We start from the raw sequence: 14,973 nt of genomic DNA, 5'->3' as shown, positions 1-14,973 counted from the left end.
CGTCCCGATCTCCATCACCGCTCGGGTTCGACCTTCGCCATCGCGAGTACGTCGAGGCGACGGTCGAGTTCGTCCTCGCTGAGGTTCTCGCCGATGAGCCCGCGGTCGATCACCGTCTGCCGGATCGTCTTCCGTTCCTTCAAGGCTTCCTTGGCCACCGCGGCGGCCTCTTCGTAGCCGATCGCCGAGTTCAACGGGGTCACGATCGACGGCGACGACTCGGCGAGCGTCCGAAGATGCTCGACGTTCGCGACCAGACCTGCGATGCACCGGTCGGCGAACAGTCGAGAGACGTTGGCGAGCAGGCGAATCGACTCCAGAACATTGCGCGCCATCATCGGGATGTAGACGTTGAGTTCGAATGCCCCCGCCGCGCCTCCCCACGCGACCGCGGCGTCGTTGCCGACGACCTGCGCTGCGACCTGCGTAACCGCTTCGGGTAGAACGGGGTTGACCTTGCCTGGCATGATGGAACTTCCGGGCTGTAGATCGGGCAGACGGATCTCCGCGAGACCGGTCAACGGGCCCGAGCCCATCCAGCGGACGTCGTTGGCAATCTTGGTCAGCGACACCGCTATCGTGCGCAACGCGCCGGACACCTCCACGAGTCCGTCCCGCGCTGCCTGCGCTTCGAACCGGTTCTGTGCGGGCCTCAGAGCATCGACACCGGTGTCCTTGACGAGTTCAGCAACGACTCGCGGCCCGAAATCGTCCGGAGCGTTGAGGCCGGTGCCGACGGCGGTCCCGCCGATGGGAAGTTCACCGAGGCGCGGCAGGGTGGCCTTCACCCGCTCGATGCCGGCCTCGATCTGGCGGGCATACCCGCCGAATTCCTGACCGAGAGTGACGGGTACAGCGTCCATCAGATGCGTGCGACCGGATTTGACGACGGTCCGCCACTCGGTGGCCTTGTCGCTGAGCGCACCCTCCAGTTGCTGGAGTGCCGGAACGAGATCGGCCACGGCCGCTTCGGTCGCGGCGACATGAGTTGCGGTGGGGAACGTATCGTTCGACGACTGCGACATGTTGACGTGATCGTTCGGGTGGACCGTGACGCCGGCCTGCGCGCAGATCGACGCAATCACTTCGTTCGTGTTCATGTTCGAGCTTGTCCCCGAACCGGTTTGGAACACGTCGATCGGGAACTGATCGTCGTGTTCACCGTCGGCGATCTCGCGGGCTGCGGCGATGATGGCATCCGCCTTCTCGGCGTCGAGGAGGCCGAGATCCTTGTTGACCTGTGCACATGCGCCTTTGAGAAGTCCGAGTGCGCGGATCTGTGCGCGGTCGAGGCCGCGGCCGGAGATCGGGAAGTTCTCGACAGCGCGCTGTGTCTGTGCGCGCCAGAGGGCGTCGACCGGGACCCGGACCTCGCCCATGGTGTCGTGCTCGATGCGGTATTGAGGGGAAGACTGCTCGGAAGTGTCGGTCATACGTCCACGGTAGGCCCGCCGAGCTCGATTGTGGGGTGCAAGAACTCGAACACGTTCTTGCACCCCACAAAAGGGAGTGTCAGGTCACGGTAGCGGCGGGGCAGCGCCGTCGACACCCGCGAAGTCGATCGACGAGAACTCGTTGAGCTTCGTCAGGCGGTGATAGGCCTCGACCATACGAACGGTGCCGGACTTGCTGCGCATCACGATCGACTGCGTCTCGGCTCCACCAGGCGTGTACCGGACACCGCGCAGCAGTTCACCGTCGGTGACGCCGGTCGCGCAGAAGAAGATGTTCTCGCCTGTCACCAGTTCACTCGTGGTGAGTACACGGTCGAGATCGTGACCCGCGTCGATGGCCTTCTGACGTTCGGCGTCGTCGGTCGGAGCCAGCCGGCCCTGCAATGCACCGCCCATGCAGCGCAATGCGGCCGCGGCGATGATGCCCTCAGGGGTGCCGCCGATACCGAGGAGCATGTCGACACCGGAGCCGGGGCGTGCCGCAGCGATGGCGCCGGCGACATCGCCGTCGGAGATCAACCGGATGCGGGCACCCGCCTCGCGTACCTCGCGGATGATTCCCGCGTGCCGTTCGCGATCGAGGATCGTGACCGTCAGATCCGGGATCGCGATGCTCTTGGCCTTCGCCACACGACGGATGTTCTCGGCGATCGGTGCGGTGATGTCGATGACCTCGGCGGCCTCCGGTCCGACCGCGATCTTCTCCATGTAGAACACGGCCGACGGATCGAACATCGCGCCGCGCTCGGCGGCGGCGAGGACTGCGATCGCGCCCGGCGCGCCCTTCGACATGAGGGTGGTGCCGTCGATCGGGTCGACCGCGACATCGCACAGTGGGCCGTCGCCGTTGCCGACTTCCTCGCCGTTGTAGAGCATGGGCGCTTCGTCCTTCTCGCCCTCACCGATCACGACGACGCCCTGCATCGACACCGAGCTCACCATGTGGCGCATGGCGTCGACGGCGGCTCCGTCGCCGCCCTCCTTGTCGCCGCGCCCGACCCAGCGGCCTGCTGCCATCGCTGCGGCCTCGGTGACGCGCACCAGTTCGAGCGCGAGATTGCGGTCGGGAGCCTCGCGGCGCTGTGGGGTGCTGGCCGTCATGGGCTACTGCCTCCTGATGAAAGTCGGTCGGCGCTCGAGTGGCGCCGGCACACATGTGGCCGCCGGGATCGGGGCCGCACGATCGGATGGGTGTTTCGCGTGGTCATTGTCTCATCACCCGGGCCGTGATGGCCTGTCGGACCCAGGGCAGGCGCACCACAGATCGGAGCGGGCTGTCAGACTGGATGGGTGGCTCCCAAGAAACCTCGCATCCTGAACGACACCCGCGATATGGCCTGGTCGCTGATTCCGCTGGTTGTCGCAATGCTGGTCATTGCCGGAGTCGCGAGCCAATGTTCCTTCAGCCCAGGTGGGCCGACGGCGGGTCCCGTGCCCGCCTTCGACCTCGATGCGGGTCTCGAGTACGACGCGAAGGAGCTGGGCTTTCCCATCCGGCACCCCGAGGTGCCTGAGGGCTGGCAGTCCAACTCGGGGAGCCGCAGCATCATCTCCGGCAACGAAGGCGGCGATTCGAGCACCGTGGGGTTCGTCACTGCAGGTGGTCGCTACGTGCGTTTCACCCAGTCCGATGCCGGCGAGGACGAACTCGTCCGGTTCGTCGCGGGTGGTTCACGTCGCGTCACCGGCGCCCAGCAGATCGGCACCCGGGACTGGACGGTCTACGGGGGCGACGGCGTCGAAGCGCTGTGGGTGTCCGATTTCGGTGACGTCCGCATCCTGATCGGCGGTTCGGGCACCGACGAGGAGTTCACCGAGCTTGCGACCACAGTCGGTGTCGCCGAGCCGTTGACTCCCTGACCGGTTCGTAGCCCGCCTAGTCCTCTTCGCCTTCATCGCCTTCATCGCCTTCATCGGCGTCGTCCGCGTGCGCGAGCGCGTTCTCGACACGCTGACGTGCACCGGCGAGGTGCTCCTCGCACCGTGTGGCCAGTGCTTCTCCGCGCTCCCACAGGGCGAGTGAATCGTCCAGATCCAGACCGCCCTGCTCGAGCATCTTGACGACGTTCACCAGTTCGTCGCGCGCGCGTTCGTAACCGAGTTCGGCAACGTCGGAATTCGTGTCGCTCACAGCGTGATCCTCTACTTCTCTCGTCCCATGACGACGGCGCGTACCGCGCCGTCACCCACTCGCACCCGGAGCTGTGTGCCCGGCGGGGCATCGTCGACCGAGCGCACCACCTCGGGATCCCCATCGGCGACGACCCGCTGCACCACGGCGTAGCCGCGAGCGAGGGTTGCTGCAGGTCCGAGTGTGGACAGGCGTGCCCGCAGATGCTCGACGGTCGTTGCCTCATATGCGACCGTCCGCGAGATGTCGCGACGCGCGGCCACCCGCAGTCGTTCGATCTCGTCGGTGCGCCGGTCGAGTGCAGCGATCGGATCTGCCAGCACCGGCCGGTCGCGGAGCTGGGCGATCACGTGTTCTTCACGTCGCACCCAGTTCCGCAGGGCACCGGCCGCCCGGTCCCGGAGGTCGTCGACGAGTTGTTGCTCGGCGACCGCGTCGGGCACCACACGCTTCGCGGCATCGGTGGGTGTCGCTGCCCGTAGGTCGGCGACGTGATCGGACAGCGGGTTGTCCGGTTCGTGCCCGATCGCGCTGACGACAGGCGTGGTGCACGCGACGATCGCGCGGCACAGCGCTTCGTCGGAGAAGGGCAGGAGGTCTTCGACGCTGCCTCCGCCACGAGCGAGGATGATGACGTCGACGTCGGGGTCCTTGTCGAGCGCCGCGAGCGCGTCGAGGATCTGCGGTACCGCGGTGGGCCCCTGGACCGGAGTGTTGCGCACGTCGAACTGCACGGCCGGCCATCGCCGCTGCGCGACGGACACCACGTCGCGTTCGGCAGCGCTCGCCCGACCGGTGATCAGACCGATCCGCTGTGGCAGGAACGGCAGTGGACGCTTGAGCCGCGGATCGAAGAGCCCTTCTGCGGCGAGGAGGCCGCGCAGCCTTTCCAGGCGAGCGAGGAGTTCACCGATACCCACGGGACGGATCTCGGTGATCCGCAACGCCAGGCTGCCGCGTCCCGGCCAGAACGTGATCTTCCCGAACACGACGACACTGGTGCCCTCAGTGAGCGGCACCGTCGACGAGCGCAGCAGCTGCGGGTCGCAGGTGAGCTGCAACGACATGTCGACGGACGGGTCGCGCAGAGTCAGAAACGCGGTGCGCGTCCCGGGGCGAGCATTGATCTGGGTGAGCTGGCCTTCCACCCAGACCGTGCCGAGCTTGTCGATCCACCCGGAGATCTTCTGCGACACGTTACGCACCGGCCATGGGTTCTCCGCCGAGTTGACGCGACCGCCGGTCTGCTCTGTGCTCACTTGCGTTCGGCGCTGGAGATCCGGTTGGACAGCATCGTGACGAACGGAGCACGGCCGGCGTGTGCGTTCTCGTAGGTGAGCAGCGCGGTGAGGTCCTCGACCGACAGCGTCCGGAGACGGGCACGCAGCTGCGCGAGGGTCAGCGAGTCGTAATCGAGGTACTCGGCGATCTCGGCCGGCTGTGTCGGCTTGGATGCCGAGGCGGGTGCCGCTTTCGCAGGAGTCTTCTTGGCCGCTGACTTCTTCGCCGGTGAGGCTTTCGTCACAGCCGACTTCGATGCGGAGGGCGGTGCGGCGGTGGCCTTCTTCGCCGGAGCCTTCTTGGCGGCGGTCTTCTTCGCGGGAGCCTTCTTCGCCTCGGGCGGAGCGGGAACCTTTGTCTCGGCGGTGGGGGACTCGGACGATGCAGCAGCGGTGGTGGACGGCTCCGCCGACGCGGGGGCGGTGGCAGGCTTGCCGGCCTGCTCGCCCGGCGGTACCGAGTACAGCGCGAAGCGACCGGATGCCGCTGCAGGCGTCGGAGCCGCGGCATCGACCGGCTTCACGGATGCTTCGTTGCTGGTGAGGGGCTCTTCGTCCTCGTCGAACACCGCCCACTCGGGTTCCTCGGACGGCGCTGATCCGAACACGTCGAACAGCTGATCGCCCTTGATCGCCAGGCCGGTCATCACTTGCTGCATCCGCATTGCGGTCTGCAGGATCTGGCTCACCGTGGTCATCGGGAGCGCAACCGCAGTACTCGGGAGTCGGAGGGTCTCTTCGTACGCGGTGACGGCCACGCCGGCGGCCACCCGTGCCATGAACGGTGGACGGATCATTCTCTCACCCTGCCTCACGATCGGTGTCTTTGGTAGCCGAGCGGGTCGGTGTGACCGCTCGGCCCGTACTCTGGAGCCATGTCTGCGCCTGTCCCGCTCGAACTAGGAATCACACGGTCACCCGGCACATCGACGCCGGGGAAGCGCGTCCTTCTCGCCGAGCCGAGAGGATACTGCGCCGGCGTGGACCGTGCAGTGGAGACCGTCGAGAAAACTCTCGAGAAGCACGGCGCTCCGGTCTACGTCCGTAAAGAGATCGTGCACAACCGACACGTCGTGGAGACCCTTGCCGAGCAGGGCGTCGTGTTCGTCGACGAGACCGACGAGGTCCCGGAGGGATCGGTCCTCGTGTTCTCGGCGCACGGCGTCTCGCCGGCAGTGCACGACGCCGCGGCCACCCGAAATCTCCACACGATCGACGCAACCTGCCCGCTGGTGACGAAGGTGCACCAGGAGGCGAAACGATTCGCCCGCGACGACTTCGACATCCTGCTCATCGGCCACGAAGGCCACGAGGAGGTCGAAGGCACCGCGGGGGAGGCCCCCGACCACGTCCAGCTCGTCGATGGCCCCGACGCTGTCGACGCGGTGACGGTGCGCGACCCGTCGAAGGTGATCTGGCTGTCGCAGACCACCCTGAGTGTCGACGAGACGATGACCACCGTGCAGCGGCTGCGCGAGAAGTTCCCGCAGCTGCAGGATCCGCCGAGCGACGACATCTGTTACGCCACCCAGAACCGTCAGGTCGCGGTCAAGGCGATGGCCCCCGAGTGCGATCTGGTGATCGTGGTCGGCTCTCGGAACTCCTCGAACTCGGTCCGGCTCGTCGAGGTCGCACTGGGTGCGGGCGCGAAGGCCTCGTACCTGGTGGATTACGCCCGCGAAGTCGACCCCGCCTGGCTCGAGGGAGTCGAGACCATCGGCATCACCTCGGGTGCCTCCGTGCCGGAGATTCTCGTCCGAGGCGTGATCGATCTGCTCGACGAGTACGGATTCCACACCGTGCAGTCGGTGACCACCGCGAACGAGACCCTTGTGTTCGCGTTGCCCCGGGAGCTGCGGGACGCTCGCCACTGAGTGGACGGCCTCGCGTCTCAGTCTTCGACGCGATCCCGGTAGCGCACAGCCGGTGGCCGATACCCCGGGGCCTGCCTCGGCGCACCGGCCATCGGCGTGGGCTGCGGCGTGCGGAGGGAAGCTTCCTCGGGTCGGGGGCGTCGCCGCGGGGCAGCGTCCCGCCTCGGATCGACATCGCCGCGGCGCGGTGCAGGCGTTGCGCGCGCTACCGGCTCGCTCGCCGTGGGTGGCGTACTCCGTCGACGAGGTGCCGCCCGGCCGCGTGAACCAGCGACGTCGCGGACCGAGGCCTTCGTCATCGGTGGCTCGGCCTGCTCTGCACGCGCCGCGGGGTTGCGCACCGCAGAAGGCCGCGGCGACGAGGCATTGCGGGAAGCGTCGGCCCGTTTCGGTGCGTCCGATGCAGGACGCTTCGCGGTACTTCGGCGCGGAGTCCGGGCAGCGGCACTGCGTGACGGCGCGGCCCTACGTGACTGCTGGGCGCGCGTCCGGGCACCCACGTTCTGCTTCGCGAGGAAGATCCGTGCAGCACCGATAGCCAGCACCACCACTGTGGCGAGGAACATCGCCGGGAACCGGTTGACCAGTGGATATGCGACGTTCAACGCCAATTCCCTGAGGCCGCTCGTGCTGCCGGACGCAAGGATTTCCTGACCGATCGGCACCGCCAGCAGCAGCAACAACGGCGGCTGGGCCATCGCGGTGAACAATCCGCGATACCGGACCGCGGCAACGGCCACGATGCATCCGAGGACATAGAAGACAGTGAATGTGGACGTCAGCTGGTCTCCGCCGGTCGCATCGATCAGCAGCCCGACGAGGGTCACGCCGACGGCGATGAGCGGTGCACCCCACCAAGGGACACCGGGAAGCGATGGAACCAACGACCGCATGTCGAGCGGCACTGCCGAGCGAGCGCGTTGGGATGCAGACACAAGGTAAACAGTAACCCGACAGAATCAGCTTGCTTCGTCGACAGGACCGTCGGTTTCTGCACTTTCTGCGAGTGTGCTGCGCCGCGGCCACGAGTCGACGCGCCCGATCTCGGGCACGTCGCCGTCGAAAAGTTCCAGCTCATTGAGCTTTCGGGCCGTGACTCCCACCCGTGTCTCCATCGACGACACCGTGAGGTTGAACGAATCGACCGCTTTGCCCAATTGCCCGCCGAGTCGGTCGAGGTGCTCGCCGACCGTGCCGAGTCGTTGATACAGCTCTCTACCCAGCCTGTGGATGGTTGCGGCGTCTCGTGACAGGGCTTCCTGACGCCACGTGAAGGCGATCGTGCGGAGCAGGGCCACGAGAGTGGTGGGGGTGGCGAGGATCACGTTCCGTGCGAACGCGTACTCGAGGAGATCCGGGGCCGCCCCGAGCGCTGCGTCGAGGAAGGGGTCGCCCGGTACGAACAGCACCACGAATTCCGGCGTCGGATCGAACGACTCCCAGTACGACTTCGCGGAAAGCTGGTCTATATGGGTACGCAACTGCCGTGAGTGCCGAGTCAGATGCCGATCGCGCTGCGCCGAGTCTTCCTCCTGCGCTGCGTCGAGATAGGCAGCGAACGGCACCTTGGCGTCCACCACGATCTGCTTGCCGCCCGCGAGGTAGACCAGCAGATCGGGACGCACACCCTCCTTCGTCACCTGCGTGTCGAAGTCACAGTGCCGCACCATCCCGGCCAGCTCGACGACGCGCTCGAGCTGGATCTCACCCCACCTGCCGCGCACCTGCGGTGCCCGCAGTGCAGTGACGAGCTGCTGGGTCTGCGTCGACAGCAACTGTGAGGCGCGGTGCATGCCCTCCACTTGCTCGGTCAGCCCCGCATACGCGTGGATCCGGCTCCGCTCGACGTTCTCGACCTGCCGGGACAGCGCGCCGACGGCCTCGTGCAGGGGCCCGACCAGCCGCGACACCTGCTCGCCGACAGCTCCGGACTGCCTCCGCGCGGCGTCCTCGTTCACCACGCTCAACGATTGTCGCAACTGTGACTCGTTGGCCTCGAGTGCAGCGAGCTTCGCCTCGGCGCGTGCTGCCCGGTCGCCGCTGCGCGACGCGTGCAACAGCCAGCCGAGTGCCACCCCGAGGGCGAGTGCGACGACGAGACCCAGTGCCGTGAGAGCTGACATGAGCCGCATGATGCCGCACCCCGGTGACAGTTGCCCGGAACCGGCGCGTGTCGGTGTCGTCCTCTACCGTCTGACGACATGCGGATCCTGCACACCTCCGACTGGCACATCGGTCGCACCTTCCACGGTGTAGACCTGCTCGCCGACCAGGCCGCGGCGCTCACCGCCATCGCCGAACTCGTCGCGGAGCACGGTGCCGACGTGGTGGTGGTGCCCGGCGACATCTACGACCGCTCCATTCCCAGTGCCGACGCCGTCGCGGTGTGCAATGCCGGGCTCGAAGCGATCCGCGCCGCCGGTGCAGTGATCATCGCAACGTCCGGCAACCACGACTCGCCCGTCCGCCTCGGAGCGGGTGCGGCCTTTGCCGCGCACGGGGGGCTGCACCTGATCACGCGGGTATCGCAGGTCGCTCGGCCGTTGGTGCTGAACGACGAGCACGGGCCGGTCGCGTTCTACGGCATCCCGTATCTCGAGCCCGAGATCACCCGCGCCGAACTCGACGTGCCCGGTGCCCGCTCGCACCAGGAGATCCTCGACGCCGCGATGGCCCGGGTACAGACGGACGCCGCCGAGCGCAGCGGTCGCGCTGTGGTGCTGGCACACGCCTTCGTCGTGGGTGGGGAGCCGACGGAGTCGGAACGGTCGATTTCGGTCGGCGGTGTCGAGACGGTGTCGGCGGCTACTTTCGACGGCGCCGACTATGTGGCACTAGGGCACCTGCATTCGCCGCAGACGGTGTCCGAACACGTCCGGTATTCGGGGTCGCTGTTGCCGTACTCGTTCGGCGAGCGGTCGCACCGCAAGGCGGTGTGGCTCGTCGACCTCGACGAGTCCGGGCTCGCGTCCGTCGATCGCGTCGACCTTCCGGTGGTGCGAGAACTGACCCAGCTCAGCGGCGACCTCGACGATCTGCTCGCGGATCCGGCTCACGACGCAGCCGAAGACCACTATGTCGCCGCAGTCCTGACCGACCGGGCCCGCCCGGTCGATGCGATGCGGCGGCTGCAGGAGCGGTTCCCGTACGCGGTGCACGTGCAGTGGGAACGACCCGCGTCGGAATCCGAAGGCAGCTACCGCGAGAAGGTGCGGGGACGCACCGACCTCGAGATCGCCTCGTCGTTCCTCGCCGATGTCAGATCCGAGGCGTCCGCACGCGAAACAGGATGGTTCGAACAGGCACTCCGCGACGGAGATCGAGGCCGCGGCATCGGCGACGAATCGCGGCGTGACGATTCCGGTCGCGACGAACGGGCGGACGTGCCGGCATGAGATTGCATTCGATCGAGATCACCGCCTTCGGGCCGTTCGCCGACACCGTCGCCGTCGACTTCGACGACCTCGGCGCCGACGGGCTGTTCCTCCTGCACGGACAGACCGGTGCGGGGAAGACATCGATTCTCGACGCCGTCGCGTTCGCGCTCTACGGGACGGTGCCCGGTGCCCGTGCCGGAGGGCACCGGCTGCTGTCGGATCATGCGCCCGTGGGTGCCGTTCCGACGGTCTGCCTCGAAGCGACGATTTCCGGGCGGCGAGTGCGCATCGCGCGCAGCCCCGAATTCGAACGTCCGAAGAAGCGTGGGGTCGGCACCACAAAGCAGAATGCGAAGGCAACCCTGGAATGGCTCGACGGTAGCGGCGAGAACCTGTCACGCAGCCAAGAGATCGGCGACGTGGTCAAGGCGCTGCTCGGAATGAGCGCCGAACAGTTCTTCCAGGTCGTGTTGCTGCCGCAGGGCGAGTTCGCGAAATTCCTGCGGGCGGACAGCGAGGAGCGAGGAAAACTCCTCGAGCGACTGTTCGACACCACGAGATTCGGCGACGTCGAGCAATGGTTCCGCGATCGCCGCGGATCCGGCGCGAAGGCGCTCGCCGAGCAGCAGAAGGCCGTCGACGTCCTCGCCGCGAAAGTTGCTGCAGCCGCCGGTATCGAGGCCGGGGCCGACGCCGAGCCGGTCGAGTGGGCCCACAGGTTGCTTGCTGATGCCGCCGATGTTCGCGACGCCATCGCGGTCGTGCACGCCGAGGCCCGCGAGCTCGACCGCGGCAACCGCGTGTCGCTGGACAGCGCGATAGCACTGCAGGAGCGGCTCCGGCGTCGCCGCGAAGCCCTCGAGATGAAGACCCGGCTCGACGCCGGCGAACCGGAGCGCGCAGCGATGGCCGTCGAACGCGACGCAGCGCATCGCGCGCAGCTGGTGGCGGTGCTCGATCGTGAAGCGGCCGGAGCCGCCGCTGAATCGGAGGCTGCGCGCAGCGAACTCGACTCCGCCGCAGCAGTTCTCGAGAAGTCGGCCGAGGGTCGCGCGCTGCTCGACGAGGCGCCCGGACCTCCCGACGACAGCGACCGCACGCTGATCCGCCCCCGCTACGAGCAGTGGTCGAGTGAGGTGACCACACTCGACGCCTTGATCGACCAGCAGCGACGAAGCGTCGAGATCGCCTCCCGCCGTGAAGTGTTGGGGGAGAAGCGGCACGCCGTCGCCGCAGAACTCGAAGGTGTTGTCGCGGAACGCGCTGCGCTTCCAGGCCGCGTCGCGGAGGCGACGGCCGCAGTTGCGGAATCGGAGAAGGCTGCAGCGTCGCTGCCCGGGCTCCGTGGTGTCCGCGACCGGGCCGCTGACGCGCTTGCTGCTGCTCGTGAACTGCGCTCGCGCAGTGCAGAACTCGAACAGCTGGAGAGGATGTCCGCGCAGCGCCATACGGATCACAATCTGGCGCACGAATCGCTGCTCGATATTCGTGCACGTCGAATCGCGGGGATGGCCGCCGAACTGGCCGCGAGGCTGGTCGAGGGCGACCCCTGCGAGGTCTGTGGAGCGGCGGAACATCCGTCGCCGGCGCAACCCGCACCCGACGCCGCGACCGAGGACGACGAAGAACGTGCCCATGCCGTCGAGCGACGTGCAGCGAAGGCGCTCACCGACGCGCGCGCAGCGGTCGGCGATGCCACGAGCACGGTGGCGATCCTGCGTCAACGCAGCGGCGACACCCGCCCGGACGACCTGGCTGCAGCGCACGCCGACGCCGTCGAGGCGCACGACACCGCTGGATCCGTGGCAGCACAGCTGGATCGACGTCGCAGCGCGGTCGACGATCTCCACGAGCGCGATCTCGCGCTTCGGTCCCGCGAGCGGGAGGCCGAGACCGCTCTGGCCACCATCGCCCGCGACGACGCCGTACTCGCATCGGAGGCCGACGAGATCGGCCGTCGTATCGCAGCGGCAATCGACGGCAGCGAGTCGCTGTCGGCCAAGCGTGAGCGCCTCGCTGCTCTGGTGGAAGACGCCACTGCGTGGCTCGATGCCCGGCTCCGGGTGGCCCAGGTGCGTTCGGTCGCGCAGAAACGGATGCGTGAAGCGGAGGTCGCGGCAGCCGACGGCGGATTCACCGATCTGGTGCAGGCGCGTGCTGCTCTGCGTCCCGCATCGAGAATCTCCGAGGTCGATCGTGAGATCCGCGATGCCGAGAACCGCCGGGCAATCGTCGCCGCGGTGCTCGCCGAACCGGAGATCGATGTGCTCACCGGCGACGAGGTCGTCGACGTCGAAGCGGCGCGCGCGGTGGTCGCGTCCGGTGCTGCGGCACTCGAATCCGCACTTGCCGCCGCGACCGAGGCGCACCGCCGTCACACCGACATCGCGACCTACGCGAACCGGCTCGAGCGGGCCTACGAGGCGCTGGTGCCACTGCGCGACGAGCAGGCCGAGCTCACGGCACTCGCCGACGTCGTTGCCGGTGGGGGAGCGAACAACCGCAAGATGTCGTTGCGTTCCTATGTGCTTGCTGCGCGTCTCGAGGAAGTGGCGGAGGCGGCGTCCGAGCGACTGCGCAGAATGTCCGGTGGCCGCTACGAATTCGTGCACAGCGATGCGGCCGGCAGCCACGGCAGGCGCGGGGGGCTGGGCCTCGACATCCATGACGAGTACACAGGTGCGGTGCGCTCCACCAAGACACTCTCGGGTGGTGAATCGTTTCAGGCATCCCTGGCGCTTGCGCTCGGGCTCGCGGATGTCGTCGCCGCCGAAGCAGGTGGTGTGGTGATCGACACCATGTTCATCGACGAAGGATTCGGCACCCTCGACGCCGACGCGCTCGACGCGGTGATGGGGGTCCTCGACGAACTGCGTGCCGGTGGTCGCGTGGTGGGTGTGGTCAGCCATGTCGACGAGCTGCGGCAACGTATTCCGAGCCGCCTGCACGTGTTGCGCGGCCGAACCGGCTCCACCGTGCGGATGGTGAGTTGAGTCGTGCCTACGAGCTGGTAGGGGAGGCGTTCGGGTCGGGTGCCGAGGTGTCGCCCGGTGCGGGCAAGGCCATCTGGTCGTCGTCTTCCGCGTCGTCACCCTGTCCCGGTTCGCGCTCCACCGACCGAGCGTCGATCTGTTCACCGATGTAGCGGATGACGACCGCTGTGACCGCGGCGACCGGGACAGCCAGGAATGCGCCGATGATCCCGAACAGCGACGCCCCGGCTGTCACCGCGAGCAGGACCACGACGGCGTGCAGTTTCATGCTCTTCGACTGCAGCACCGGCTGCAGCACGTTCCCCTCGATCTGCTGCACCGCGATGATCAGGATCAACACGATCACCGCCGTGGTGAACCCGTTCGCAACCAGCGCGACCAGCACAGCGAGGGCGCCCGCGACGAACGCACCGACGATCGGAATGAACCCACCGATGAACGTCAGGATGGCAAGCACCGGGGCGAGGGGCACACCCAGGATGACGAGGCCGATACCGATGAACAACGCGTCGATGAAACTCACCAGTGCCTGAGTTCGGATGAATCCGCCGAGCGTGGACCACATCCGCAGGAGCACCTCTTCGAGGTGATGACCCGCCCGGCGACCGCCTACCGAGTGCAGCCACGGCAGGAACCGCGGCCCGTCCTTGATGAAGAAGAACGTCAGCACGAGTACCAGGCCCAACGTCACCAACAGTGATCCCGCGGTGCTCACCCCGGAGAACACGCCACCGGCAATCGAGGCGGCACTGCCCTGCACACGTTCGATGACGACGTGTACCGCGTTGTCGAGCTGTTCGTCCTGCAGGTTGATCGGTGGGCCCTGCACCCAGTCCTGCACGGTGTTGATGCCCTCGGTGGCCTTGTTCGCGAGGTCGGGAACCTGCGCCACGACGGACGGGACGATGCCGGCGATGATCCCGCCGACGACCGCGAAGAACAGCACGAGAGTCAGCCCGGCCGCTGCCGCGGGCGGAACCCCACGTTTGGTCATGCCGCGCGTCGGCGGCCACAGGATGGTCGACACGACGATCGCGAGGGCGACCGGCAGGAGGATCACCCACATCTGCTCGATGATCCAGCCGAGTACCACCGCTGCAGCAGCGATGAGAACGAGGCAGCCCGACCACTTCGCCAACCAGATTCCACCGACCCCGATCAAGGCCCCGCGATCGGGCTTGACGGCAGCTTTGTCGCCCGCATTGTGGTCGGAGGTGTTCTTCGACTCGCTCAACGGTGGTCCTTCCGCACGCATGTATTCATCGCCTCGATCGATATTCGCCAATCTACGGCCAGAGTGCCGGATCTGCCGGGGGATACGGTTTTGCCGGATACGCCCGTGTCCAGCGCGAACGCGTGGCATCCTCGATGGATGTTTCTGCACATCGAGAATTACGTTTCTCGCAGGGTTTTGTGTGTGATCACCGCCATCGCGTGTGCTGGAGTCCTCAGTGCGTGCGGCGAGGACGACTCGGCCACGTCGGAGGGCGTACGTTCGTCGGCTGGTGTCGCGGTCACTTCCGTCCAGGAAGGCGCGGAGGGTGCAGCCTCATCCGTGCAGAGCGCGGCGTCCAGTGTTGCCGAACGGGCAGGGGACTGGTTCGACGACGCCAAGCTCGGCGCATTCGTCACCGCGTTCCGCGCCGCCTACCCGAACCTGTCATCCGATCGTGAAACCCAGTCGATCGAAACGATCGTGACCGAAACCTGTCCGCTGATCGAGAGCGGCGCCGACGATGCCGAGGTGAACGCGAAGGTCGGCGAACTCGCCACCAACGGCTCCACAGAACCCACCGAAGATCAGGCTGCACGCATCGCCCAGTTGGTTCGAGTGGCGTGCGGATGAGGCGGAAGCGCAACGACC

General features: G+C 67.3%; 13 protein-coding genes. 5 read left to right on the top strand and 8 right to left on the bottom strand.

The genetic code is table 11. The features are described from left to right. Positions 1-14: 14 nt before the first annotated feature. Together ACZ46K_RS25680 and glpX are read right to left on the bottom strand one after the other, a co-directional pair. Complete coding sequence (locus tag ACZ46K_RS25680; RefSeq protein WP_054807884.1) at positions 15-1,433, bottom strand: class II fumarate hydratase; 1,419 nt, start codon at positions 1,431-1,433, stop codon at positions 15-17. 84 nt (positions 1,434-1,517) lie between these two features. Next, positions 1,518-2,555, bottom strand: a complete 1,038-nt coding sequence (gene glpX / locus ACZ46K_RS25675; RefSeq protein ID WP_464745478.1) for a class II fructose-bisphosphatase — start codon at positions 2,553-2,555, stop codon at positions 1,518-1,520. A gap of 189 nt (positions 2,556-2,744) precedes the next feature. Here glpX and ACZ46K_RS25670 point away from each other — a divergent pair, with 189 nt between their 5' ends. Next, entirely contained in the window at positions 2,745-3,314 is a 570-nt protein-coding gene (locus tag ACZ46K_RS25670; protein ID WP_464745476.1) for a DUF4245 domain-containing protein, read from the top strand. A 16-nt stretch (positions 3,315-3,330) separates the two neighbouring features. Here ACZ46K_RS25670 and ACZ46K_RS25665 read toward each other — a convergent pair whose 3' ends face one another. From ACZ46K_RS25665 to ACZ46K_RS25655, 3 genes are read right to left on the bottom strand one after another with little or no spacing between them, the layout of a single operon-like run. Next, positions 3,331-3,585, bottom strand: a complete 255-nt coding sequence (locus ACZ46K_RS25665; RefSeq protein WP_054807543.1) for an exodeoxyribonuclease VII small subunit — start codon at positions 3,583-3,585, stop codon at positions 3,331-3,333. Between the two features lie 11 nt (positions 3,586-3,596). After that, the gene (gene xseA, locus ACZ46K_RS25660; RefSeq protein ID WP_054807544.1) at positions 3,597-4,844 is read right to left on the bottom strand and encodes an exodeoxyribonuclease VII large subunit; all 1,248 of its coding nucleotides are present in this window, start codon (positions 4,842-4,844) and stop codon (positions 3,597-3,599) included. Then, entirely contained in the window at positions 4,841-5,662 is an 822-nt protein-coding gene (locus ACZ46K_RS25655; protein WP_464745474.1) for a lipid droplet-associated protein, read from the bottom strand. Before ACZ46K_RS25655 ends, xseA begins: the two co-directional genes overlap by 4 nt. Positions 5,663-5,740: 78 nt before the next feature. Here ACZ46K_RS25655 and ACZ46K_RS25650 point away from each other — a divergent pair, with 78 nt between their 5' ends. Next, positions 5,741-6,739 (top strand): 4-hydroxy-3-methylbut-2-enyl diphosphate reductase, encoded by a 999-nt coding sequence (locus ACZ46K_RS25650; protein WP_054807545.1) that lies wholly within the window; start codon positions 5,741-5,743, stop codon positions 6,737-6,739. Between the two features lie 17 nt (positions 6,740-6,756). On the opposite strand, the gene ACZ46K_RS25645 is transcribed toward ACZ46K_RS25650, so the two are convergent. Continuing rightward, positions 6,757-7,674: a DUF6542 domain-containing protein gene (locus ACZ46K_RS25645; RefSeq protein ID WP_464745472.1), complete on the bottom strand. Its 918-nt coding sequence runs from the start codon at positions 7,672-7,674 to the stop codon at positions 6,757-6,759. Positions 7,675-7,698: 24 nt separating this feature from the next. After that, complete coding sequence (locus ACZ46K_RS25640) at positions 7,699-8,862, bottom strand: DNA recombination protein RmuC (RefSeq protein ID WP_464745470.1); 1,164 nt, start codon at positions 8,860-8,862, stop codon at positions 7,699-7,701. Positions 8,863-8,940: 78 nt separating this feature from the next. On the opposite strand from ACZ46K_RS25640, the gene ACZ46K_RS25635 reads away from it, so the two are divergent. Together ACZ46K_RS25635 and ACZ46K_RS25630 are read left to right on the top strand one after the other, a co-directional pair. Then, complete coding sequence (locus ACZ46K_RS25635; protein ID WP_054810988.1) at positions 8,941-10,134, top strand: exonuclease SbcCD subunit D; 1,194 nt, start codon at positions 8,941-8,943, stop codon at positions 10,132-10,134. After that, positions 10,131-13,109 (top strand): AAA family ATPase, encoded by a 2,979-nt coding sequence (locus ACZ46K_RS25630; protein WP_464745466.1) that lies wholly within the window; start codon positions 10,131-10,133, stop codon positions 13,107-13,109. The genes ACZ46K_RS25635 and ACZ46K_RS25630 overlap by 4 nt, the downstream gene beginning before the upstream one ends. 7 nt (positions 13,110-13,116) lie before the next feature. On the opposite strand, the gene ACZ46K_RS25625 is transcribed toward ACZ46K_RS25630, so the two are convergent. Beyond that, positions 13,117-14,364 carry an AI-2E family transporter gene (locus tag ACZ46K_RS25625; protein WP_464745464.1) on the bottom strand — a complete coding sequence of 416 codons (1,248 nt, stop codon included), beginning with the start codon at positions 14,362-14,364 and terminating at the stop codon, positions 13,117-13,119. Positions 14,365-14,526: 162 nt separating this feature from the next. On the opposite strand from ACZ46K_RS25625, the gene ACZ46K_RS25620 reads away from it, so the two are divergent. Next, positions 14,527-14,955: a hypothetical protein gene (locus ACZ46K_RS25620; protein WP_464745462.1), complete on the top strand. Its 429-nt coding sequence runs from the start codon at positions 14,527-14,529 to the stop codon at positions 14,953-14,955. The last annotated feature ends 18 nt before the right edge of the window (positions 14,956-14,973 follow it).

The sequence above is a fragment of the Rhodococcus sp. JCM 9793 genome (assembly GCF_055380405.1).
This window is presented reverse-complemented; position numbering and strand designations above follow the sequence as displayed.

Excerpts from the sequence above, each read along its gene's own strand:
- ACZ46K_RS25650 (WP_054807545.1), top strand. The coding sequence starts at position 5,741 with ATGTCTGCGCCTGTCCCGCTCGAACTAGGAATCACACGGTCACCCGGC.
- ACZ46K_RS25635 (WP_054810988.1), top strand. The coding sequence starts at position 8,941 with ATGCGGATCCTGCACACCTCCGACTGGCACATCGGTCGCACCTTCCAC.
- glpX (WP_464745478.1), bottom strand. The coding sequence starts at position 2,555 with ATGACGGCCAGCACCCCACAGCGCCGCGAGGCTCCCGACCGCAATCTC.
- ACZ46K_RS25625 (WP_464745464.1), bottom strand. The coding sequence starts at position 14,364 with ATGCGTGCGGAAGGACCACCGTTGAGCGAGTCGAAGAACACCTCCGAC.
- ACZ46K_RS25640 (WP_464745470.1), bottom strand. The coding sequence starts at position 8,862 with ATGTCAGCTCTCACGGCACTGGGTCTCGTCGTCGCACTCGCCCTCGGG.
- ACZ46K_RS25655 (WP_464745474.1), bottom strand. The coding sequence starts at position 5,662 with ATGATCCGTCCACCGTTCATGGCACGGGTGGCCGCCGGCGTGGCCGTC.
- ACZ46K_RS25680 (WP_054807884.1), bottom strand. The coding sequence starts at position 1,433 with ATGACCGACACTTCCGAGCAGTCTTCCCCTCAATACCGCATCGAGCAC.
- ACZ46K_RS25630 (WP_464745466.1), top strand. The coding sequence starts at position 10,131 with ATGAGATTGCATTCGATCGAGATCACCGCCTTCGGGCCGTTCGCCGAC.